Raw genomic sequence first — 22,637 nt, 5'->3', positions numbered from 1 at the left:
TTAATGCCCGGTTAATGGCGTATGGCTTCCAGGCTCCGGCTGGCGCACGGTTGGTCGGGGTCGGGGTCGGGGTCGGGGTCGGGGTCGGGGGGTGGCGGGACTCGACCTGGCCGGTGTCAGGGAGGGTATGGGGGTTTCCCGTCAGTCTCACTGTCCTTCCGTGTCGGGCCGGGCTGTCAAGGGCGCTCCCTTCGGTCGCGTCGCTTCGCGATGGCCTTCGGCCACCCTTGACAGCCCGTCCCGCCACGGAATGCCAAAGACTGTCGGGAAACCCCCAAAAGAACGGTCACGGGGGAACGAGGGGAGGAGCGGGCACCTCAGCGACCCTCGACCCCTCCCCGCCTGGCCAGACCCGACACACGGGCCCATTTCCATCGGTTCCCGGGCCGGGCGCCGCCAGACCACACGAAACGGCGACCAGACCGCCCGGCCATGACATCAGGACGGCATACGCGCCGGATCGCTACGCGCTTCACTCGGTATAGCGTCCGGCGACCGTCCGGGGCTGGACATAAGCCGCCCAAGACGGCCGGTTGGCGTGGTTGGCGTGCGACTGACGACCGGCAGGGCCCTCCAAGCACCCAGAAAGGCCGCCAAGGGCCACCGAGGACCGCCGATGGGCCCCGAACGACCGCCGATGGGTCCCGAAGGACCGCCGATGGGCCCTGGTGGGCGCCGAAGAGGTCCCGAAGGGCCCTTCCCGCACCCAAGAGACGTCTTGCCGGACTCTGACGACGACTTCGTCGTCCGCAGAGTCCGTCAGGGCGCACCAGCGCCCCTCCAGGACCCGTCCAGCGCCCCAAAAGGAACAAACAGTCCGCGCTCGCTGGGGCAGACAACCTGCGCTCGCGTGAGAGACCAAGAACCACGGGCCGTGGGCGGTCTATGTCCAGCCCCGGACGGTCGCCGGACGCCAAGCCGAGGGAAGCGCGTAGCGATCTGACGCGCCTGGGGCCCGCTGGACGGCCTGGTCATCATGTCGGGCGGTCTGGCACGGCCCGGGGCTCGGGCCGATGAGGGATTCGGGCCGGAGTCTCGGGACTGGGCGGAGACGGCTCGCACATCCCTGATCTGCCCGTCCCTCGCTCATGAACCCGTGGACCGTTCTTTTGGGGGTTTCCCGACAGTCTTTGGCATTCCGTGGCGGGACGGGCTGTCAAGGGTGGCCGAAGGCCATCGCGAAGCGACGCGACCGAAGGGAGCGCCCTTGACAGCCCGGCCCGACACGGAAGGACAGTGAGACTGACGGGAAACCCCCAGCCCTTCCCTGATACCGACCAGGTCGAGTCCCGCCACCCCCCAACCCCCTTTACAACCCCCCGCCTTCACGTATGATCCCCCTCAACGCCAAAACCGTATCCGGGGGACACAGTAATGATCGACACCGCCACCACCACCGCCATCACCGCCGCCGCCCTCGCCGCGCCCGTGGTGGGGCTCTTCGTCCATCGGGCCGTGCGCCGGGGCGGTCATGACCGGCTGATGCGGATCGGGACGCCGGGTGGCATCGACGAGCAGGGCTTCGTCCGGATCGGCGGGATCGAGCAGTGGATCTCGGTGCGCGGCGAGGACCGGGCCAACCCCGTCCTGCTGGAGATCCACGGCGGGCCGGGCGCGGCCAACTCGCCCTACGGGGCCCGCACCCGGTCGTGGGAGAAGCACTTCACCCTGGTGCGCTGGGACATGCGCGGCGCCGGGCTGACCTTCGCGCACGGTGGCGCGGACGGTCAGGGGGAGGTCACCTTCGAGCGGCTCTACGAGGACGCCGTCGAGGTCACCCGGCACGTCCTGGCGCGACTGGGCGTGGAGCGGGTGGTGCTGATGCCGAACTCCTTCGGCACGGTGTTCGGGCTGCGGCTGGCCCGCAACCACCCCGAGCTGTACTCCGCGTACGTCGGCACCGACCAGAACATCCAGGAGGCGGGCCGGGACACCTCCGCCTACGACGCCACCCTGGAGCGGCTGCGGGCCACGGGGAAGGCCAAGGACGTGGCCACGGTCGAGGCGATGGGGTCCGACCCCCGCCGGTGGACCCCGTCGCAGCGGTCCTCGTACGACAAGCTGTGCGCGGGCAGCGACCCGCTGACGCTGGACACCGTGAAGAAGGTGATCGTGGGCTCGCTGTGGCTGTCGCCGCTGTACTCGCTCGGGCGGGTGAAGGCCTACTTCAAGGGGCAGGGCCTCTCGGAATCCGTCACCGAGGGGACGGGGGACTTCGACGACTTCGCCGACGGGACCCGTTTCGAGATGCCGTTCTTCGTCTTCCAGGGCGAGCGGGACGTGATCACGCCGGCCGCCCGCGCCCGGGAGTTCTTCGACGCGGTCGAGGCGCCGGTGAAGGCGTTCGAGCTGATCGGGGGCGCGAGCCACTTCGCGGCGCTGCGCCGCCCCGAGCGGTTCCTGGAGCTGCTGCTCCAGCACGTCCGCCCGGCGGTGACGGCCGGGCGGAACGCCACCGCCTGAGCGGCCCGGCCGGAGGTCAGTCCGCCGCGCCCGGCGGCACGACCCACCGCATCGGCTGGCCCGTGACCTTGGCGATCATGTCGTAGTCGCCGTCGTAGTGCAGCACGGTCGCCTCGTGGAGCTCGGCGGTCGCCGCGATGACCAGGTCCGGCACGGACACCGCTCGCCAGGTCCCGGCCTCGATGAGCAGGCTCTGGACCTCGACGGCCCGGTCCCACGCCTCGTCGTAGGTGGGGAGCCAGTCGAAGCCCCGGAGCTCCTCTCGGATCTCCTGGGCCTCGGCCCGCCCGCGGGCGCTGTGGAGCACCTCCAGCTCAATGACACCGCACAGGGCCAGGAGGCCCGCATTGTGCAGGGGGTCGAGCACCTTCCGGACCGTCGGCTTGGGGTAGCGGGCGAGCGCGGACTTGTCGATGAGGAAGCGAGTGCTCATGCCGCCTTGTCCTGTGCGGCCGGAGCGGGCGGCTCGGCGGATGCGGCCGGAGTGTCCGGCTGCTCGACGGGACCGGTCAGGTCCGGCAGCCGCCCCTCGGCGAGGCGGCTGAAGAAGGCCTCCCGCTTGCGCCGGTTCACGACGTCCTGAAGGGCCGCGTTGACGGTGGCGACCTTCGTCTTCGTCCCGAAGAGCTCGGCGGCCTCCGCCAGCAGGGCGTCGTCCACATCGATCACGGTTCTGGCCATGCGGGACCTCCTCGGCGCGGGGCGAGCTGCCCTCGCCACACTTAAACGATATCAAGATCAACCACGAGAGATATCGTTTCTGCTGCCCAGGAGCCCCGCCACCCCAGCCACCCCCACCCCCCTCACGCCCCCGCCCAGAGCCCCTCCCCCGTGAGCCCCAGCAGGTCGATCGCGTTGCCGCGCACGATCCGGTCGACCACGTCCGGTGCCAGGTGACCCATCTGGGACTCGCCCACCTCCCGGGACTTCGGCCAGGTGGAGTCCGAGTGGGGGTAGTCGGTCTCGTAGAGGACGTTGCCGACCCCGATCGCGTCCAGGTTCCGCAGGCCGAACGCGTCGTCGAAGAAGCAGCCGAAGACGTGCTCGGCGAAGAGCTCCGACGGCGGGCGGTGGACCTTGTCGGCGACGCCGCCCCAGCCCCGGTTCTCCTCCCAGACCACGTCGGCGCGTTCCAGGATGTACGGGATCCAGCCGATCTGGCCCTCCGCGTACATGATCTTCAGGTTCGGGAAGCGTTCGAACTTGCCGCTCATCAGCCAGTCGACCATCGAGAAGCAGCAGTTGGCGAAGGTGATGGTGGATCCGACGGCCGGCGGGGCGTCCGCCGAGGTGGAGGGCATGCGCGACGAGGAGCCGATGTGCATGGCGATGACCGTGCCGGTCTCGTCGCAGGCCCGGAGGAAGGGGTCCCACTCGTCGGTGTGGATCGAGGGCAGTCCCAGGTGCGGCGGTATCTCGGAGAACGCGACCGCCCGGACCCCGCGCGCCGCGTTGCGGCGGACCTCGGCGGCGGCGAGGCGGGCGTCCCAGAGGGGGACGAGGGTGAGCGGGATGAGCCGGCCCCGCGCCTCGGGGCCGCACCACTCCTCCACCATCCAGTCGTTGTAGGCCCGCACCCCGAGCAGTCCGAGCTCACGGTCCTTGGCCTCGGTGAAGGTCTGGCCGCAGAAGCGCGGGAAGGTGGGGAAGCAGAGGGCGGACTGGACGTGGTTGACGTCCATGTCGGCGAGGCGGTCGGGAACCGAGAAGGAGCCCGGGCGCATCTGCTCGTAGGTGATGACTTCCAGTTTGATCTCGTCGCGGTCGTACCCGACCGCGGTGTCGAGGCGGGTGAGCGGGCGGTGCAGGTCCTCGTACACCCACCAGTCGCCGATCGGTCCGTCGTCCCCCTTGGACCCCATGACGGGGGCGAACTTCCCGCCGAGGAAGGTCATTTCCTTGAGGGGGGCCCGGACGATCCGGGGCCCGGTGTCTCGGTATTTGGACGGGAGCCGGTCCCGCCAGACGTGAGGGGGCTCCACCGTGTGGTCGTCCACCGAGATGATCTTCGGGAAGGTCTCCATGCCCTCCACCGTAGCGCTGATCTGACGAACCGTCAGCTACCTGTCCCACACTCGCCGTTGTGACGAGGAGTGACCGCCTCCGCTGCGGGCTGACGTGTGCGCGCAAGACAGGGCAGACTGACCCTTAAACCGACGGAAGGCAGGGGGGACGACAGATGGACGGCATACCGGCCATCCCGCACCAGCGGAACCACCCCGAGGCAGCCCGGTCCCGGAACTCCGCCGACGTGCCCGCAGCCCCCGAGCCCCCCGCCCCTCCCGAGAGCCCGGCCCAGGCCCCCGCGGCCCCGCACGCCACGGAGCCCCCGCACGCCGCGGAGCCCCCGCACGCCCCACGGACCCCGGAGCCCTCCCCCGCCGACAACCGGTTCGCCGTACTCGGCCCCGTCCGCGCCTGGCGCGGCCCCGAGGCGCTGCCCTCCGGCAGCCCCCAGCAGCGCGCCCTGCTCGCCGTACTGCTGCTGCGCGACGGCCGCACCGCGACCGCCCCCGAGCTGATCGACGCCATCTGGGGCGAGGACCCGCCCCCGCAGGCCCTGGCCACCATCCGCACGTACGCCTCCCGGCTGCGCAAGGTGCTCCACCCCGGGCTGCTCGTCAGCGACGCCGGCGGCTACGCGATCCGGCTGCGCCACCAGGAGGCCCTCGACCTCGGCATCGCCCGCAGCCTCGCCGCCGACGCGGAAACGGCCCGCTCGGCCGGCGACCGCGCCCTGGCCCGCACCCTCCTCGCCCGCGCCCTGGACCTCTGGGACGGCGAACCCCTCGCCGGAGTCCCCGGCCCGCACGCCGACACCGAGCGGACCCGCCTCGCCGAATGGCGCCTCCAGCTGCTGGAGACCCGCCTCGACCTGGACCTGGAGGTCGGCCACCACGCCGAGGCCGTCTCTGAGCTCACCGCCCTCACCGCCGCCCACCCCCTGCGGGAGCGGCTGCGCGAGCTCTTGATGCTGGCCCTGTACCGCAGCGGCCGCCAGGCCGAGGCCCTCGCCGTGTACGCCGACACCCGCCGCCTCCTCGCCGACGAACTCGGCGTCGACCCGCGGCCCGAACTCTCCGCCCTCCAGCAGCGCATCCTGAACGCGGACACCGAACTCGCCCGCGCCGAGGCCCCCGTCACCGCCGCCGCACCCGCACCCGTAAGGCCCGCGCAATTGCCCGCCACCGTCCCGGACTTCACCGGCCGCGCCCCCTTCGTCAGCGAACTCGGGGAGATCCTCGCCGGCGCGGAGGGCCAGGTCATGGCCGTCTCGGCGCTCGCGGGCATAGGCGGTGTCGGCAAGACCACCCTCGCCGTGCACGTCGCGCACGCGGCCCGGCCCCACTTCCCGGACGGCCAGCTCTACGCCGACCTCCAGGGCACCGACCCCCGCCCCGCGCAGCCCGAGGCCGTCCTCGGCTCCTTCCTGCGCGCCCTCGGCACCCCCGACAGCGCGATCCCCGACTCGGCCGCCGACCGGGCCGCCCTCTACCGCACGGTCCTCGACGGCCGCCGCGTCCTGGTGCTGCTCGACAACGCCCGCGACGCCGCCCAGGTCCGGCCGCTGCTGCCCGGCACCGCGGGCTGCGCCGCCCTCGTCACCAGCCGGGTCCGGATGTCGGGCCTCGCCGGGGCCCATCTCGTCGACCTCGACGTGATGAGCCCCGAGGAGGCCCTGCAGCTGTTCACCCGCATCGTCGGCGCCGAGCGGGTCGGCGCCGAACGCCAGGCCGCCCTCGACGTCGTCGGCGCCTGCGGGTTCCTCCCGCTCGCCATCCGCATCGCCGCCTCCCGGCTCGCCGCCCGCCGCACCTGGACCGTCTCCGTCCTCGCCGCCAAACTCGCCGACGAACGCCGCCGCCTCGACGAGCTCCAGGCCGGCGACCTCGCCGTCAAGGCCACCTTCGAGCTGGGCTACGGCCAGCTGGAGCCCGCCCAGCAGCGCGCGTTCCGCCTCCTCGGCCTCGCCGACGGCCCCGACATCTCCCTCTCCGCCGCGGCCGCCGTCCTCGACCTGCCCGAGCACGACACCGAGGACCTCCTCGAAGCTTTAGTCGACTGCTCCCTCCTCGAATCGGCCGCGCCCGGCCGCTACCGCTTCCACGACCTCGTCCGCCTCTACGCGCGTGCCTGCGCCGAGCGCGACGAGCAGCCCTCCCAGGGGCAGGACGCCGCCCTCGACCGGCTCCTCGACTTCTACCTGGCCACCGCCTCCCGGGTGTACGCCGTCGAGCGTCCCGGCGACCGGCTCCCGGCCCACCTCTCCCCCACCCGCCACCCCGGCCTGGTCCTGACCGAGCCCCGCGCCGCCCTGGACTGGCTGTTCGCCGAGGCCGACCCGCTGCTGGCCTGCGTACGGCAGGCGGCCGGACGGCCCGCCGCACTGCGCCGGGCCGTGGACCTGCTGTGGGCGGCCAAGGACCTCGCCGAGTCGGGAGCCAACTCCAAGCAGTACGAGTCCGCCGCGCTGACCCTGCGCGAGGCCGCGCGTGCGGCGAAGGACCCGCGGGCCGAGGGCCGCGCCCGGACCACCCTCACCATGGTCCACCTCGTCGCGGGCCGCTTCACCGAGGGCGACGAGGAGGCCCGCCAGGCCATGGACCTGGCCCGCGAGGCGGGCGACCCGCTGCCCAGCTGCTGGGCGCCCAACGACCGCGGGATCATCGCCCTCTACCAGGGCCGGCACCGCGACGGCGAGCGCTACCTGCTGGAGGCCATCGAGAACTTCCGGGCCGACGCGAACGTCATCGGCGAGGCCAGCGCCCTGTGCAACCTGTCCCGGATCCACGTCGAGCTGGGCCGCCTGCCCAGCGCCATCGACCTGGCGCAGCAGGGCATCGCCATCTACGACCGGATGGGCCTGACCCTGCGCCTGGCCAACGGCCGCTACGCGCTGGGCATCGCGCTGACCCAGGCCGGACGGCTGCGCGAGGCGCTGACCCAGCTCGGGGAGGCGCTGTCGCTGTTCCACGACAACCGCCAGCCCCTGTGGGAGGGCGTGACGCACTTCCGGCTCGCCGAGGCGCACCTGGCGGCCCGGCGGCCCACCCTGGCCGCCAAGCACGCCGAGCAGGCGATCGCGCTGCGCGGGATCGGCGGGGAGTGGCGCCGGGCGACGGTGCTGACCGTGCTGGGCAAGGCGTTGCGGCGGCTCGGCCAGCCGGACCGGGCGCAGGCCTGCTGGCGGGACGCGGAGACGGTGTTCACGCAGCTGGGTTCGTCCGAACTGGCCGAGGTGCAGGCGCTGCTGGCGGCGGAACTGGCCGCCTAACGGGGGTGGATGCGGGTCCCGGGCCGGAACCGGCCCGGAGCCGGGCCTGATGGACGGCCGCGTTCATCGTTCGTTTATCGCCACCCGCCATGATGGACGCATCGACCCGGTGCGTCGGGGGGACGCCCGGGCCGGCTGGAGGACTACCCGTTCGGCGGTCCGCGGGGGAATCGCCGAACGGGCCCGACTCATCCATCAGGAGATCCGATGACGACGAACGAGAACAGCCTGCCGCTCGACGGCGACATCAGACCGCTCGACAACCACGCTTCGGGCGTCGGGATCAATCCGCTGGATCCGATCGACCCTCCGGCCCCGAAGCAGCCGGGCGAGAAGCCGCTCGACAACCACGCCTCGGACGAGGAGATCCTGACGCTGGACAACCACGCGTCCGGCTCCCTCCCGTAGCACCAGCGCCCTTCGGGCAGCACGGCACGACGTACGGGGGAAACGTACGGGGGACCCGCGGGCGGGCGTACAGGGGGAACGTACGGGGGCCGCTCGCGGGACGTACGGGGGAAGTACGGGGGAAACGTACGGGGGATCCTCCCCCGGGGGAACGTACGGGGGACGTACGGGGGACCCGCGGGGGAAGACGTACGGGGGAAGACGTACGGGGGAGCAACACGGGGGAACGGCGGCCGCGGTGGCCAGGAGGGGGACCACCGCGGCCGTCGCACGCCCGCGTCCGGGCGGGGTCCGGCCCGGAGGGGGTGATCCCTGCCGCGCGGCAGCGGAACGGCGCTTCCGGGGCGGCGGACCCTCTCGGAAACCGGCCCCCGCAGCCCGCCGGTGACTACGCTGGCCGTGTGTTCACCTCCCAGGGCCCGAGCCTGCGCGAACTGGCCGTCCAGGCCCTCTCCTCCGTCGAGCACGGCTACGACCTGCTCGCCCCGAAGTTCGACCACACCCCGTTCCGCACCCCGGAGCGGATGCTCGACGCCGTCGAGGAGGCCCTCGCCCAGCGGGAGGGTTCCTTCTCCGACGGGCTCGACCTGTGCTGCGGCACCGGCGCGGGCCTGCCGATGCTGCGCCGCCTGTGCCGGGAGCGGGTCACCGGGGTCGACCTCAGCACGGGCATGCTCGCCGAGGCCGCACGCCTGCACCCCGAGGGGGTGGACCTCCTGCGGGGCGACGCGCTGGCGCTGCCGGAGGCGCTCACGGACTCGTACGACCTGGCGGTGAGCTTCGGGGCCTTCGGGCACTTCCTGCCGGCCGAGCGGCCCGCCCTCTTCGAGGGCGTGTACCGGGCGCTGCGGCCCGGCGGGGTCTTCGCCTTCCCCGTGGGCGCCCCGATCCCGCTCTCCTCACCCCTGTGGTGGGCGGTGGCCGGGTTCGACGCGGCGATGCGGGTGCGCAACGCCGTGTGGCGGCCGCCCTTCGTCATGTACTACCGCACCTTCGCGCTGGGCCCCGTCCGCGCGGACCTGGCGGCGGCGGGCTTCGGTGTGGAGACGGTCCCGCTGGAGCACTTCGGGTACCGGGAGGACGGCAGCCCGCGGTGGCGGCTGCTGCTGGCCCGCAAGCCCGGCGCGGCCGGCTGATCAGCGGATCCCGTCGAAGGCGAGCCGGACCCGTTCCTGGTCGGTGACGTCGCTGCCGTCGCGCAGCCGGGCCGTGTCGTTGCCGGACAGGGCCCGCCCGTAGATCCGTACGTCGTCCAGGGCGCCCGCGTAGAAGGCCTTGTAGTCGGGCTGCGTGCCGATGTGGATCGTGAAGGCTCCGGTGGGCCGGAAGTCGGGCCGGCCGGGGCCCAGTGGCGCGGTGGCGGCCCGTGCGCCGTCCACGGACAGTTCGAGGCGGTCGCCCGCGCGCTGGAAGACCACGTGGTGCCAGGCGTCGTCGTCGGTCCGGGTCGCGGTGGCCACGGAGACGGGACCCGTCCCGTCGTTGACGGTGGCTTCGAGGCGGCCGGTCTCCGGGTCGGCCTCGATGCGGAACTGCTTGGCGGCCGGGCCCTGGCCGTAGGCCCACAGCAGCGGCTGGCGCAGGCCGCTCTCCCGGTCCTGGCCGCGGGTCTTGTACTTGACCCAGGTGGCGACGGCGAAGTCCCCGTCGCCCACGCGCAGTGCGTCCGGGCAGTCGGTCAGGCGCAGGAAGTCGTCCTTGCCGTCGAAACGCATGGTCTTGCCGCCGTCGGGCCGGTTGCCGAGGCGGGGCGCGCCGTGGACGACGGCGTCGTGGTGGCCGGCGCTGGTGTCGGCGGTGCGGCGGGGGGTGAGGTCCTCGGCGGCGGCGCGCAGTTCCCGGGGGCCGAAGGCGGTGAACTTGATGTAGCCGTGCGGGGTGCCGTTGGCGGTCTCGTAGAGCATGCCGATCCGGTCGCCGGGCAGGACGGCCATGTCGGAGTAGCCGGCGCGTTCGCGCAGGACGACGGCGCCGTTCTTGGACCAGGTGCGTCCGCCGTCCTCGGAGGTGCGTACGGCCAGGGTCCAGCGGTCGGAGAACTCGGCGCCGGGGCGGCTGGGTGCCGACAGCAGGAGGGGGCCGCCGGGCAGTTGGAGGAGGGAGCCGGAGGCGGGCGGTGCGATCAGCCCGGTGACGGGTTGGAAGCCGGGGGCGGGGAAGGCGGGGGCGGCGGCGTCGTCGACGAGGGCGGCGATGCGGTGGTCGTCGGTGCCGCAGGTGGCGGTGGAGCGGGCGTTGACGTAGATCCGGCCGTCGGGGAGCTGGGTGAGGGCGGGTTCGTTGGGGGCGGGGGTGCCCTCGGGGGCGCCCCAGCGGGCGCCGGCCTGCCAGGTGAGGCCGCCGTCGTCGCTGTAGAGGAGCTGGGCTCCGGATTCGTTGGACTCGGTGCGGTAGTCGGCGCCGACGACGAGCCGGCCGGGGCGGTCGGGGCGGGTCGGGGTGAGCTGGATGCCGTGCCCGGGGCCGACCGAGACCCAGGCCCAGTCGGCGCCCTTGAGCTGGGGCTGCGGGTTGGGTTCGGTGCTCCAGTGGACGCCGTCGTCGGTGCTGTGGGCCAGGCGCAGTTCGCGGGGGCCGCGGACGCGGTTGCCTGCGGCGTCGGGGGCCCAGGTGCTGTAGGCGTAGAGGAGGGAGATCCGGCCGGAGGCGGAGTCGACGACCGGGGCGGGGTTGCCGTAGGCGCCGGGGTCGCCGGTGCCGCGGAGGACCTCCATCGGGCCCCAGGTGCGGCCTTCGTCGGTGGAGCGCTTCATGACGAGGTCGATGTCGCCGATGTCGTTGCAACTCGCGGTGCGGGCCTCGGCGATGGCCAGCAGGGTGCCGTCCTTGGTGGTGGTGAGGGTGGGGATGCGGTAGCAGTCGTAGCCCTCGGTGAAGGCGCTGAAGGGCGCGGACACGGCGGCGGTCAGCCCGCGGCGGCCTCCCCCGCCGCCGTCGCCGCCGTCGCCCTGGCCGTCCGGGCCGGCGGGCGGGTCGGGCAGGAGGGCCAGGAGCAGGACCACGGCGAGGGCGGCGACGGTCCCGGCCACCGCCCACAGCCGGGCCCGGGGACCTTGGGGGAATCGGACAACCGGCTGGTTCGCGCTCACCCGTGCAGGCTAACGCGGGTGCGATCACCACAACCGCCCCGGGGATGTCACCCCGGGGATGTACGGCCGGTACGGACGTAGATCCACGGGCCGATGGCAGCCGCGTCCGCCCGCCCTAGCGTTCGAGGTGTCGGCCCGGACCGGGCCGGACTCCACGGAACAGGGACGGAGAGCACGCGATGCGACGCAGGGTACTGATGGGTGCGGCCGTTGCCGCCTTGCTGGCGGGCACGTGCGGCACCACGGCCGCCCACGCCGACACCCCGGCGGGGCGGCCGGCGGCGCAACCGGCCGGGCAACCGGCCGGGCAACCGGCTGCGGACGCCCTCACGTTGCCCGCGCCCTCGGGGCAGCGGCCGGTCGGCAGGACGACCCTGCACCTGAGGGACGAGGGCCGGACCGACCCCTGGGTGCCGACGGAGAAGCGGGAACTGATGCTCTCCCTCTGGTACCCGGCCACCGCCCCCTCGGGCACGCCCGCGCCCTACATGACGTCCGGGGAGTCCGAGCGGTACGCCGAATCCACCGGACTGGGCCTGCCGAAGGACCTGTTCACCGAGGTGGCGGCCCACGCGACCGAGGACGCCCGGCCGGCGCGGGTGCGCGGCGGGCTGCCCCTGGTCATCCTGTCGCCCGGCTTCGGCATGCCGCGCGCCACCCTCACGGGCCTGGCCGAGGAGCTGGCGAGCCGCGGTTACGCGGTCGCGGGGATCGGGCACAACTACGAGGCCGACGGCATCACCTTCCCCGACGGGCACACGACCTCCTGCGTGGCGTGCCGGTTGGAGGACCGGGACAGGGTCTTGGAGAAGGTCGGCGCCGTCCGCGCCGACGACATCTCCTTCGTGATCGACGAGCTGACCGGGAAGCGGGCGGCCCGGGACCGCGGCGTGTCCCTCGATCCCGGCCGGATCGCCGTCGTCGGGCACTCGGCGGGCGGTTTCAGCACCGTCCCGGCCATGCTGAAGGACCCCCGGGTCAAGGCGGGGGTGAACATCGACGGCAACTTCCGCTACCCGGACCACGAGACGCCCGTGAACCGGCCGCTCCTGATGCTGGGCAACCCCGGCCACGTACCCGGCGGCCAGGACGGCACCTGGGACGCGACCTGGAAGCAGTTCACCGGCTGGAAGCGCTGGCTGAGCGTCGACGACACCCAGCACCTCTCCTTCACCGACCTGGCGCCGCTGGCCAAGCGGCTCGGCAGGCCCCTCCAGACACTGGACGGCGACCGCGTCGACACCGTCACCCGCGGCTACGTGGCCGCGTTCCTCGACACCCACCTGCGGGGAAGGGACGCCCCGCTGCTGGACGGCCCGTCGGCCGGCTTCCCCGAGGTCCGCTTCCACCGGCCGTAGGACCGCCGTCGCGGTCTACCGGCGGGCCCTGAGCTCGGTCTTGAGGACCTTGCCGCTCGCGTTGCGCGGGAGGCCGGCGACGAATTCCACCTCCCGCGGCACCTTGTAGTTGGCCATCTCCCGGCGGGACCAGGCGATCAGGTCGTCGGCGGTGAGGGTGGAGCCGGGGCGCCGCACCGCGTACGCCTTGCCGACCTCGCCGAGGCGGGGGTCGGGGATGCCGACGACGGCGACGTCGGCGATGTCCGGGTGCAGACCGAGGAGCTGCTCGATCTCGGCGGGGTAGGCGTTGAAGCCGCCGACGATGAACATGTCCTTGATCCGGTCGGTGATGCGCAGGTTGCCGTCCGCGTCGAGGACGCCGACGTCGCCGGTGCGCAGCCAGCCGTCGGGGGTGATGGCCCCGGCGGTGCCGTCCGGGTCCTCGAAGTAGCCCCGCATCACGTGGTGTCCGCTGACCCACACCTCGCCGGGGGTGCCGTCGGGCCGTGCGGTCCCGTCGGGGGCGGCGATCCGCAGGCGGGTGTCGGGGATGGGGCGTCCGGAGGTGTCGGAGACCACCTCTGCCGGGTCGCCCCGGCGGCACATGGTGACGATGCCGCTGGCCTCGGAGAGTCCGTAGGCGGTGAGCACGGTGGCGATGTGCAGTTCGGCGCGGAGCCGCTCGACGAGCTGGAGGGGGACGACGGCGGCCCCGGTGACGACCAGGCGCAGGGCCGACAGGTCGTGGTGGTCGCGCTGGGGGTGGTCGAGGAGGGACTGGTGGAGGGTGGGCGGGCCGGGGAGTACGGAGATCCGCTCGGCGGCGACGTTGGCGAGGACGGTGTCCACGTTGAAGACGGGCTGCGGGACCATCGTGGCGCCGCGCATCAGGCAGGCGATGATCCCGGCCTTGTAGCCGAAGGTGTGGAAGAACGGGTTGACGATGAGGTAGCGGTCGCCCTCGCGCAGGCCCGCGAGTTCGCTCCAGACGGCGTAGCAGCGCAGGGTCTGGGCGTGGGTGATGACGGCGCCCTTGGGGCTGCCGGTGGTGCCGGAGGTGTAGATGATGTCGGAGGGGGCGTCGGACGGTATCGCCTCGGCGCGGGCGCGGACGGCTTCGGCGGGGACGGCGTCGCCGTCGGCGAGGAAGTCCTTCCAGGTGCGGAAGGACTCGGGGGCGTCGTCGGCGAGGACCACGACCTGTTCCAGGTGCGGCAGGCCGGGCAGGGGTCCGGTGCCGGTGCCGTCGGCGGCGGCGCGGCGCAGGGAGGCCACGTAGGAGGTGCCGAGGAAGGTGCCGGTGACGAAGAGCAGGCGGGCGCGGCTGCGCTGGAGCACGTGGGCGGCTTCGGCGCCCTTGAAGCGGGTGTTGAGGGGGACGAGCACCGCGCCCGCGCTGACGGCGCCGAGGGCGCTGACGATCCAGTCGAGGGTGTTGGGCGCCCAGACGGCGACGCGGTCGCCGGGTTCGACGCCGGCGGCGAGGCAGGCGGCGGCGGCGTGTTCGATCCGTTCGCCGAGCTGCCGGTAGTCGAGGCGCAGGCGTCCGTCGACGACGGCTTCGCGGTCGCCGTAGCGGGCGGCGGCGTCCCGGACGAGGCCGGCGATGGTGCCCCAGCGGAGGTCGCCGCGGGGGTCGGGGACGTCGGCACACCCCTCGGCCACGGATCCGGCCGCCTCCGCAGCACCGGCCTGGGCACCGGCTGCGACCTCTGGCCCCCGACCACCGCCCCCGGCTTCCGGCCCGGCCCCGGCATCAGCACCGGCGCCGTCGGCGCCCCCAGTCACGGATCCGGCCCCGGCGTCGCCCGCGACCGCGTCCCCGGCCGCCCCCGCCTCCCCGGCCGCCCCCGAGCCTGCGGCCGCCGCCCCGGCTGCGGGTCCGGCTGCGCCCCCGGCCCCCCGGCCACCGGCCCCGACTTCAGCCCCGGCCGCCGCCCCGGCCCCCGCCCTGGCTCCGGTGCCCCCGCCCCGCCCGAACCCCTCCGCGCCCGCGACTTCGCCCATCGCCCGCCCCTCCCCGCGATCCCAGTAGCTGACTATCCGTCAGATTAGCTGTAGCCTTCGCGGCTGTCAGTACTGGCACACCCCGGAGGTGGCGATGGCGGCAACGCTCAAGGACGCTACGGCAATCGTCGGCATCGGCCAGACCGCCTTTGCCAAACAACTGCCCGCGTCCGAAAAGGAATTGGCCTGCCGCGCCATCCTCGCGGCGCTCGCCGACGCCGGCATCGCCCCCGCCGAGGTGGACGCCTTCGCCTCCTACACCATGGAGGAGACCGACGAGGTCGAGGTCGCCAAGGCGATAGGCGCCGGCGACGTCACCTTCTTCTCCAAGGTCGGCTACGGCGGCGGCGGCTCCTGCGCCACCGTCGGCCACCTCGCCGCCGCCGTCGCCACCGGCCAGGCCACCGTCGGCGTCGCCTGGCGCTCCCGCAAACGCGGCTCCGGCCCCCGCCCCTGGAAGAACACCGCCGTCCAGCTCCCCACCCCCGGCCAGTGGACCCGCCCCTTCGGCCTGCTGCGCCCCGCCGACGAGATCGGCATGCTGGCCCGCCGCTACATGCACGAGTACGGCGCCACCCGCGACCACCTCTTCAACGTGGCGATGGCCTGCCGCAACCGGGCCAACGAGAACCCGGCCGCGATGATGTACGAACGCCCGCTGACCCGCGAGATGTACATGACCTCCCGCATGATCAGCGAACCGCTCTGCCTCTTCGACAACTGCCTGGAGACGGACGGCGCCCTGGCCTGCGTGATCGTCTCCGCCGAGCGGGCCCGCGACTGCCGGCGCAAGCCCGTCTACGTGCACTCCGTCGCCCAGGGCCTGCCCGCCCAGCACCACGGGATGGTCAACTACTGGAACGACGACCCCCTCTCCGGCCCCGCCTGGACCGCCGCCCGCCACCTGTGGAAGCAGGCCGACTTCGGCCCCCAGGACGTGGACGTCGCCCAGATCTACGACGCCTTCACCCCCCTGATCCCGCTCTCCCTGGAGGGCTACGGCTTCTGCGGACGCGGCGAGGGCGCGGCCTTCACCGAGGGCGGCGCCCTGGAGATGGGCGGCCGGCTCCCGATCAACACCGGGGGCGGCGGCCTCTCCGAGGCGTACGTGCACGGCTTCAACCTGATCAACGAGGGCGTCAAGCAGCTGCGCGGCATCTCCACCGCCCAGGTGCCGGACGCCGCGACCTGCCTGGTGACGGCGGGCGAGGGTGTCCCGACGTCCGCGATCCTGCTGCGAGCCTGAGGAGCCGACCATGACGACGACCGCGCCCGCCGACGGGCTGCTCCTGCCCGTCCCCGACGAGGACGGCGCCCCCTTCTGGGAGTACGCCGCCCGGGGCGAACTGCGGATCCAGGCCTGCGCCGCCTGCGGCCGCCTGCGGTTCCCGCCCCGCCCCTGCTGCCCGCACTGCCAGTCCTTCGACAGCGAGTGGCGCCCGATGAGCGGGCGGGGCCGGATCTGGTCCTACGTACGGCCGCACCCCCCGCTGCTGCCCGCGTACGCCGCGCAGGCCCCGTACAACGTCGTCCTCGTGGAACTCGCCGAGGACCCCGGGATCCGGCTCGCCGGGAACCTGGTCACCTCCGCCGACGCGCCGCTGGACTCGGTGGACCCGGCCCGGCTGCGCATCGGGGCCAGGGTCCAGGTCGTCTTCGCCGAGATCGGCGGGGTGACCGTGCCGCGCTGGATCCTGGAGAGGACGTGACGCTGCGGGTGGAGCGGGAGAAGGAGACCGGGGTGGCCGTCGTCACCCTGGACCGGGAGCACCGGCACAACGCCATCGACCTGGACACCGCGGCCGAACTGGTGGCGGTGTGGCGGGAGTTCCGTTCGGACGAGGACGTACGGGCGGTGGTGCTCACCGGTGCGGGGACGGCCGCGTTCTGCACCGGGATCGACCGCTCGGCGCGGGTGCCGCAGCCCGCCTCCCCGTACTCGGTGGACGACCCGCTGATCGGCATCGGGCCGAAGGCCTGCGACCTGTGGAAGCCGGTGATCGCCGCGGTCAACGGCATGGCCTGCGGCGGGGCCTTCTACCTGCTGGGCGAGGCGGAGTTCATCGTGTCCTCCACCACGGCCACCTACTTCGACCCGCACACCTCCTACGGGATGGTCAGCGCCTACGAGGCCGTGTACATGGCGCAGCGGATGCCCTTCGGGGAGGCCGCCCGGATGTCCCTGATGGGCACGGCGGAACGGCTCTCCGCGCGGCGGGCCCACGAGATCGGCCTCGTCTCGGAGCTGGCGGAGCCGGGGGAGCTGCCGGAGGCGGCGCTGCGGTCGGCGCGGACGCTGGCCGGGTTCCCGACGGAGGCCGTGCAGGGGACGGTGCGGGCGCTGTGGTCGGCGAAGCGGGCCGCGCTGGCGCAGGCCCTGGACCAGGCGTCGGCGCTGATCGCCCTGGGGAACCTGTCGCCGGAGCGGCAGGCCGAGCTCTTCGGGTCCCGGCGGGCGGGGGCGGGGTTCCGCCTGCGCTGATCAGGGGCGGGGCGTGGCGGCGGCCTTGCCCGTGGCCTTCGGGCCGGTCTTCGGGGTGGCCTTGGAGCCGGGCTTGACCGGGCCGGGCGCGGAGGTGGGTGTGGGGCCGGGCGTGGCACTCGCGTCCGCGACCACGTGCACGGAGCTGATCCGGCACGCCGCCACGGCGCCGGCCCGGGCCCGGTCCTTCATGGCGATGACCGTCCTGCCGGTCCCGCGGGCGTTCAGGGTGACCCTGCCGGTGGCCGTCTCGATGACGGCTCCGCCCGCTTCCTCGCGGTACATGGACACCTCGAAGGTGGCGGCCCGGTCGAGGAGGGAGGTCACCTCGATGGTGGTGGACGGCTGGGTCACGTCACCGCAGGAGATCAGGGTGGTGGTGGCGGGGGCTCCGGTGGGCGAGGCCGAGGCGGCCGGGGCGGCGTCGGTGCCGCCGCTGCCGGAGCTCTTCTTGCCGCTGGTCTTACTGCTGCTCTTGCCGCTGCTCTTGCCCGTGCCGGAGCTCTTCGAGCTGGAGCAGCCGCCCCCGCTGTTGCCGCTGCTCCCGCCATGGGTCGAGAACCCGGTCAGGCTCAGGACCACCACCGCGAGCACCGTGCCGAATCTGATGCGACGTCCCGTTCCAGCCAGCATGGCGTGACCCCTCCCCCTGAGACCGATGGCGGGTCACGCTATCAAGCCCGGCCCCGACCGGCTCGAACGCCCGCCCGACGTATCGGCACACACCGCCCGACAACCGGAATGCCCTACCTCACTCTCTGCGCCACCAGCGAAGACGTCCCCGGGACGCACCTCACGACCCCCTGAACCGTGGTTCCATCCCGGGACACCCGAACCCGGCGGCACCCCCACTTCCCCGCGTCCCTTCGGTGAGCACACGACCACCACGAGGAGCACGGCACCAGTGCGCACCATCGCCACCGAGATCATCATTGACGCGACGCCCGAAGAGGTCTGGGCGACGCTGATCGACCTGCCCCGCTACTGCGTCTGGAACCCTTACATCCGCCAGGCCGTCGGCGAGGTGGTGCCCGGCACCCGGCTGGAGCTGACGGCGTACCCGGAATCGGGGAGGCCGGCCACCTTCCGCCCGACCGTCCTGCTGGTCGCGCGCAACGTCGAGTTCCGCTGGGCCCACCGCCTCCCGGTCCGCGGGCTCTTCGACCGCCAGCACTACCTCCGCCTCGCCGAGGGCCCGAACCGCACCACCCGTCTGGAACACGGCGAACGCTTCCGCGGCCTGCTCGTCCCCTTCCGCACCAAGGCCCTGAACGCCACCGCCCGCAACCTCACGACGATGAACGAGGCCCTGCGCACCCGCGTGGAATCGGCCCGCAGCACCCCGTAACGGCTACGGCTACGGCACCGTGGCCACGGCGAGCATGTGCGAGCTCGCGGCGAGCAGGTCGGGGTGCGGCTCGGCCAGTCGGGCCGCGGCCAGGGCGGCCTCGAACAGCCTCGATTCCGCCAGCCCCTCCCCGCTGTGCTGTTCGGCCGCCTTCAGCGCGGACCAGGCCGGACCCTCGACCCCGTACACGACCGGCGTGCGGAGACCGGCCTCCCGCATCTCCCCGTGCAGGCTCTCGCCGGTGTGGAAGTAGGCACTGGTGAAGCCCTTGCGGCCCGCTTCGTGGACCCCGCTGACGAGGACGTCGGCGACGGCGTCCCGCACCGCGCCGATCGCCAGCCTGGTGGTGGCGACGTGCTCGAAGAGGGACGCGTACCGCCCGATGGCGGCGGCCGCGACGACACCGCCGGGACGGACGACGCGGGCGGCCTCGCGCAGCGCCCGGATCCGGTCGCCGTGGTCGATCAGGTGGTAGAGCGGGCCCAGCACGAGCGCGACGTCGTAGGTGTCGTCCTCGGCCGTCAGCGCGCGGGCGTCGCCGATGACGCTGCGCAGCCCCGCGGCCCTGGCCTCCTCGACGTGCCGCGGTACCGGGTCGACGAGGTCGACGGCGTACCCGTCCTCGGCCAGCCACCGGGCGTGCGCGCCGGGGCCCGCCCCGATGTCGATGATCCGGGCGGGCGCGGCGGGAAGATGACGCCTCAGCAGCTCTTGGGTACGGACCATTTCGAGCACTCCGTCCGCGCTGGTGCTCAGCCGGTCGGATTCGTCGATCGTCTCGCTGTAGAAGGCGATGATCTCTGGGCCAACGGAGTAGGGAGGCATGCCCCGATTCTCGACGCTGGCCGCCCGGCGCGGTACCCCCTAGCCTGACCGGTCAACCGGTTGGCCCTTCGCATCGAGGAACACACATGCCAGTTCTGAAGTACGAGCAGATCGCGGACAGCCTGCGCCGCCGGGTCGCCGACGGCGAGTTCGGCCCCGGCGACCTCCTCCCCTCCAGCCGTGACCTGTGCGAGCAGTGGGCGGTCTCGCGGGCGACGGCCATCAAGGCGATGGAGGTGCTGAGAGCGGACGGGCTGGTGGTGCCCCACCAGGGCCGGGGGTTCGCCGTGACGCAGGCGCCGCTCGCCCGGCCTGCGGGCGGCCGGGGCGTGGGAACCGGCCGGCTCCGCGGAGCGGCCCCGTACCACCGTCTCGGCACCCCGGAGATGCTGGTGCCCCCGTCCCACATCGCCGATGCCCTCGACCTGGCACCGGGCCTGCGGGCCCTCCACCGGGCCCGGCTGGTGCTCACGGAGGAGGGCGGGCCCCTCTCGCACGTGGTCGCCTGGTTCCCGCCGGAGATCGCGGACGCGTGCCCGCGCCTGCACCAGAACGGGCCGATCGCCGAAGGCACGACGCACTACGTCCGCCGCACCACGGGACGGCTGCCGGTCAGCGGGACCGATGTGACGTCGGTGCGCCTGGCGACGACCGCGGAGGCGGAACTCCTTCAGGTGAAACGCCCCTGCGCCGTCGCGGTGGTCCTGCACACCGCCCATGACGCGGCCGGAGGGGTCCTGGTCTGCGAGGAAGGCGTCACCCCGGAGGGCCTGTGGGAGCGCACGGACAACTATGCGATGGGCCAGGGGGGTTGACTGGACCGGTCCACCGGTCCAATCTCTCGATGCACACACAAACCCCCGCGACCGCGCCAACGGTCCGGGGGCATGGCCAGCGCTTCGAAGGAGCGTCAGCATGGAGAATTTTATCGGTTTACCGGTGGGCCACGTCGAGGTGGTACGGCGATGGCGGCGCGAGACGCGGTGCGTACCGCTGGCACGGGCCGAACTCCGCAAGGCTCTGACCGCCTGGGGGCTCACCGAACTGGAGGGGGACGCGCTGCTGGTGGCGTCCGAGCTGCTCACCAACGCGGTACGGCACGCCGCCGCACCCCGGGACCGGGAGATCGAGACCCGGTACGTGCGGCGGAGCAACGGGGTGCGGATCGAGGTCCACGACGCGTGCGCCGGACAACCGCGTGCCAGAGTGCCGGAGCCCGACGCGGACGGTGGGCGGGGGCTGTTTCTGGTGGCGGCCGTCGCCGACCGTTGGGCCGTCGCGGCCCGTGGGGGTCCCGGCAAACAGGTCTGGGCCGAGCTGTCCGTGAAGGGACGGTGACCACGACCGGATGCCGGGAGGTCGGCAGCTGCGGACCGGCCCGCAGCACCCCCTGAAACGGCGGCGGCCCCGGCCCCCCGGTGAAGGGGGGCGGGGCCGGCCGGGGAAGGGGTGGGTCAGGCGGCGTCGACGGCGCCGGAGGCCGAGATCTCGACCTTGCCCTTGGGGGCGCCGGACTGGGAGCCCAGGGCCTCGATCTGGTCGACCAGGGCCTGGCCCTCGACGACCTCGCCGAAGACGACGTGCTTGCCGTCGAGCCACGGGGTGACGACGGTGGTGATGAAGAACTGCGAGCCGTTGGTGTTGCGGCCGGCGTTCGCCATCGACAGCAGGTACGGGCGGTCGTGCTTCAGCTCGAAGTTCTCGTCGGCGAACTTCTCGCCGTAGATGCTCTTGCCGCCGGTGCCGTTGTGGTTGGTGAAGTCGCCACCCTGCAGCATGAACTGCGGGATGATGCGGTGGAAGCCGGAGCCGGCGTAGCCGAAGCCGTTCTGGCCGGTGGCCAGCTCGCGGAAGTTGCGCGCGGTCTGCGGGACGACATCGTCGAACAGGTTGAAGACGATGCGGCCGGCCGGGGCGCCGTTGATGGTGATGTCGAAGAAGACGTTGCTCATGGGGTCCATCCTGTCACTCCTGGTGCCCTGCGCTACCTGGAGGGGGTCGCGTCGCCTTACGCGGACCGCGTAAGGCGACGCCGACGAGGTCAGGAGGACGTACGGGTACCCGTGCCCTTGGCCGCGTCCAGGGCGTACACGCAGCGGTCCTTGCTGCACGCGTACACCACGCCCGCCTCCGCCACCGGCGCACCGGTGATCTCGCCGCCCGTGGCCAGCTTCCAGCGGAGCTGGCCGCCCGCCGCGTCCAGGGTGTAGAGGCAGTGGTCGGCGGAGCCGAAGTGGACCCGGCCGTCCGCGACCGCCGGGGAACCGGTGATCTCGCCGCCCGCCGCGAACCGCCACTTCGGGGTGCCGGTGACCGCGTCGAGGGTGTACAGGGCGCTGCCCGCGCCCAGGTGCACGTTGCCCGCCGCGACCAGCACCGGGTCCGCCGCCGGGCGCGGCTCGGTGGCGATGCGCCAGCGGTCCTTGCCGGTGGCGGCGTCCAGGGCGTAGACGGTGCCCAGGTAGTCGGCGAGGTAGACCCCGCCGCCCGTGACGGCCGGGCCGGGGGCGAAGGCCGGGGGCGCCAGGAAGACGGCCGGGGCCTCGAAGTGCCAGCGGACCCGGCCCGACGCCCGGTCGACGGACAGGACGCGGGTACCGGCGCTGACGTAGACGTTGCCGTCGGGGGCCGGGGCGACGCGGACGGGGACGTTGCCGCAGGAGGCCGCGTCGCCGACCGGGTAGGACCAGGCCTCCTGGCCAGAGCGGGCGTCGAGGGCGCGCAGCCGGGCGTCCTGCCAGACGTAGACGGTCCCGTCCTGCAGGACGGGGGCCGCCTCCGGGGTCTCGAAGTCGGACTGCGCGCCGGTCAGCTCCCACAGCTTCTGGCCGTTGGAGGCCTCCCAGCCCTGTACGCCGCCGCCGCGCGTGGCGGTGATGACGGTGCCCCGCTCGGCGCGCAGGGCGTACACCCAGGCGTCGGTGGACAGCCGCCACCGCTCGGAGCCGTCGGTGGCGTCAAGGGCGTAGAGGGAGGGGCCGTCGGAGGCGTGGATGCGGCCGTCGGCCACGGCCATGGACCAGGCGACGTCGCGCGTCTTGAACTGCCGTCGGCCGCTGCCGACGTCCAGGGCGTGCACCTCGAAGGAGGTGACGTAGAGCAGGTCGCCCGCGACGGTCGGGGTGCCCCACACCTCGTTGGACATGCGGAAGCGCCACGGGCGCCAGCGGCCGCTGTCCGGGGACGGTCCGGGGGCCGGCACCGAGGCCGAGGAGGCGGGCGCCTGCGGGGCGGCGGCCGGAGTGCCCGCGGGCGGGCGGACCCAGCCGGTCGCGGAATCGGCGCCGGAGTGCCCGGCGGCGGCGGAGGCCGTGGCACGCGGGCCGGGCCCGATCGGCACCGGCGTCCGGGCCTGCTGGGCGGCCTTGAGCTGTTCCGCGGAGTTGGCGAGGGCGCCCGC

20 protein-coding genes are annotated in these 22,637 nt (G+C 73.4%); 11 read left to right on the top strand and 9 right to left on the bottom strand.

The genetic code is table 11. The features are described 5' to 3' along the window. Positions 1-1,374 precede the first annotated feature (1,374 nt). Entirely contained in the window at positions 1,375-2,463 is a 1,089-nt protein-coding gene (locus ABZW32_RS26870; protein ID WP_356220356.1) for an alpha/beta hydrolase, read from the top strand. A 16-nt stretch (positions 2,464-2,479) separates the two neighbouring features. Here ABZW32_RS26870 and ABZW32_RS26865 read toward each other — a convergent pair whose 3' ends face one another. The 3 genes from ABZW32_RS26865 to ABZW32_RS26855 form a co-directional block, all read right to left on the bottom strand. Beyond that, positions 2,480-2,896: a PIN domain nuclease gene (locus ABZW32_RS26865; protein ID WP_356220354.1), complete on the bottom strand. Its 417-nt coding sequence runs from the start codon at positions 2,894-2,896 to the stop codon at positions 2,480-2,482. Beyond that, positions 2,893-3,144 carry a type II toxin-antitoxin system VapB family antitoxin gene (locus ABZW32_RS26860; RefSeq protein WP_356220352.1) on the bottom strand — a complete coding sequence of 84 codons (252 nt, stop codon included), beginning with the start codon at positions 3,142-3,144 and terminating at the stop codon, positions 2,893-2,895. The genes ABZW32_RS26865 and ABZW32_RS26860 overlap by 4 nt, the downstream gene beginning before the upstream one ends. A gap of 122 nt (positions 3,145-3,266) precedes the next feature. Continuing rightward, positions 3,267-4,487 carry an amidohydrolase family protein gene (locus tag ABZW32_RS26855; RefSeq protein WP_356220350.1) on the bottom strand — a complete coding sequence of 407 codons (1,221 nt, stop codon included), beginning with the start codon at positions 4,485-4,487 and terminating at the stop codon, positions 3,267-3,269. A gap of 155 nt (positions 4,488-4,642) precedes the next feature. Between ABZW32_RS26855 and ABZW32_RS26850 the strand changes: the two genes are divergently transcribed. The 3 genes from ABZW32_RS26850 to ABZW32_RS26840 all read left to right on the top strand — a co-directional run bounded on the left by ABZW32_RS26850 (position 4,643) and on the right by ABZW32_RS26840 (position 9,282). Then, positions 4,643-7,738, top strand: a complete 3,096-nt coding sequence (locus tag ABZW32_RS26850) for a BTAD domain-containing putative transcriptional regulator (RefSeq protein ID WP_356220346.1) — start codon at positions 4,643-4,645, stop codon at positions 7,736-7,738. Positions 7,739-7,945: 207 nt separating this feature from the next. Further along, positions 7,946-8,146, top strand: a complete 201-nt coding sequence (locus ABZW32_RS26845) for a hypothetical protein (RefSeq protein ID WP_356220344.1) — start codon at positions 7,946-7,948, stop codon at positions 8,144-8,146. Between the two features lie 401 nt (positions 8,147-8,547). After that, on the top strand, positions 8,548-9,282 hold the full coding sequence (locus tag ABZW32_RS26840) for a class I SAM-dependent methyltransferase (RefSeq protein WP_356220343.1): 735 nt from the start codon (positions 8,548-8,550) through the stop codon (positions 9,280-9,282). Here the strand turns inward: ABZW32_RS26840 and ABZW32_RS26835 are convergent, their stop codons facing one another. Further along, a complete protein-coding gene (locus ABZW32_RS26835) occupies positions 9,283-11,235 on the bottom strand; it encodes a sialidase family protein (RefSeq protein ID WP_356220340.1) in 1,953 nt (650 codons plus the stop codon). 179 nt (positions 11,236-11,414) lie between these two features. Here ABZW32_RS26835 and ABZW32_RS26830 point away from each other — a divergent pair, with 179 nt between their 5' ends. Next, positions 11,415-12,593 carry an alpha/beta hydrolase gene (locus ABZW32_RS26830; protein WP_356220338.1) on the top strand — a complete coding sequence of 393 codons (1,179 nt, stop codon included), beginning with the start codon at positions 11,415-11,417 and terminating at the stop codon, positions 12,591-12,593. Positions 12,594-12,608: 15 nt separating this feature from the next. On the opposite strand, the gene ABZW32_RS26825 is transcribed toward ABZW32_RS26830, so the two are convergent. After that, complete coding sequence (locus tag ABZW32_RS26825; RefSeq protein WP_356220336.1) at positions 12,609-14,240, bottom strand: FadD3 family acyl-CoA ligase; 1,632 nt, start codon at positions 14,238-14,240, stop codon at positions 12,609-12,611. Between the two features lie 436 nt (positions 14,241-14,676). On the opposite strand from ABZW32_RS26825, the gene ABZW32_RS26820 reads away from it, so the two are divergent. Genes ABZW32_RS26820 through ABZW32_RS26810 form a run of 3 tightly spaced genes read left to right on the top strand, consistent with a single transcriptional unit; the run spans position 14,677 to position 17,064 of the window. Next, positions 14,677-15,828, top strand: a complete 1,152-nt coding sequence (locus tag ABZW32_RS26820) for a lipid-transfer protein (RefSeq protein ID WP_356220333.1) — start codon at positions 14,677-14,679, stop codon at positions 15,826-15,828. Positions 15,829-15,838: 10 nt separating this feature from the next. Then, on the top strand, positions 15,839-16,291 hold the full coding sequence (locus ABZW32_RS26815; RefSeq protein ID WP_356220331.1) for an OB-fold domain-containing protein: 453 nt from the start codon (positions 15,839-15,841) through the stop codon (positions 16,289-16,291). Then, positions 16,288-17,064, top strand: coding sequence for an enoyl-CoA hydratase/isomerase family protein (locus ABZW32_RS26810; RefSeq protein WP_356220329.1), 777 nt, complete (start codon positions 16,288-16,290; stop codon positions 17,062-17,064). The genes ABZW32_RS26815 and ABZW32_RS26810 overlap by 4 nt, the downstream gene beginning before the upstream one ends. Here the strand turns inward: ABZW32_RS26810 and ABZW32_RS26805 are convergent, their stop codons facing one another. Further along, the gene (locus ABZW32_RS26805) at positions 17,065-17,697 is read right to left on the bottom strand and encodes a hypothetical protein (protein ID WP_356220327.1); all 633 of its coding nucleotides are present in this window, start codon (positions 17,695-17,697) and stop codon (positions 17,065-17,067) included. 271 nt (positions 17,698-17,968) lie between these two features. Between ABZW32_RS26805 and ABZW32_RS26800 the strand changes: the two genes are divergently transcribed. Then, complete coding sequence (locus ABZW32_RS26800; protein ID WP_356220324.1) at positions 17,969-18,412, top strand: SRPBCC domain-containing protein; 444 nt, start codon at positions 17,969-17,971, stop codon at positions 18,410-18,412. Between the two features lie 9 nt (positions 18,413-18,421). On the opposite strand, the gene ABZW32_RS26795 is transcribed toward ABZW32_RS26800, so the two are convergent. Next, positions 18,422-19,237 (bottom strand): class I SAM-dependent methyltransferase, encoded by an 816-nt coding sequence (locus ABZW32_RS26795; RefSeq protein ID WP_356220321.1) that lies wholly within the window; start codon positions 19,235-19,237, stop codon positions 18,422-18,424. An 86-nt stretch (positions 19,238-19,323) separates the two neighbouring features. Between ABZW32_RS26795 and ABZW32_RS26790 the strand changes: the two genes are divergently transcribed. After that, positions 19,324-20,052, top strand: a complete 729-nt coding sequence (locus tag ABZW32_RS26790; RefSeq protein WP_356220318.1) for a GntR family transcriptional regulator — start codon at positions 19,324-19,326, stop codon at positions 20,050-20,052. A gap of 100 nt (positions 20,053-20,152) precedes the next feature. Next, the gene (locus tag ABZW32_RS26785) at positions 20,153-20,575 is read left to right on the top strand and encodes an ATP-binding protein (protein WP_356220316.1); all 423 of its coding nucleotides are present in this window, start codon (positions 20,153-20,155) and stop codon (positions 20,573-20,575) included. A gap of 116 nt (positions 20,576-20,691) precedes the next feature. On the opposite strand, the gene ABZW32_RS26780 is transcribed toward ABZW32_RS26785, so the two are convergent. Beyond that, positions 20,692-21,189 (bottom strand): peptidylprolyl isomerase, encoded by a 498-nt coding sequence (locus ABZW32_RS26780; RefSeq protein ID WP_356220415.1) that lies wholly within the window; start codon positions 21,187-21,189, stop codon positions 20,692-20,694. An 89-nt stretch (positions 21,190-21,278) separates the two neighbouring features. Further along, the coding region (locus ABZW32_RS26775) for a PQQ-binding-like beta-propeller repeat protein (protein WP_356220313.1) at positions 21,279-22,637 on the bottom strand (1,359 nt) is incomplete at its 5' end.

It is taken from the genome of Streptomyces sp. NPDC004667 (assembly GCF_040609475.1).
In the GTDB taxonomy this organism is placed as follows: Bacteria; Actinomycetota; Actinomycetes; order Streptomycetales; family Streptomycetaceae; genus Streptomyces.
Note: the sequence above shows the minus strand (reverse complement) of the source record. Positions and strands in the feature narration are given on the sequence as shown.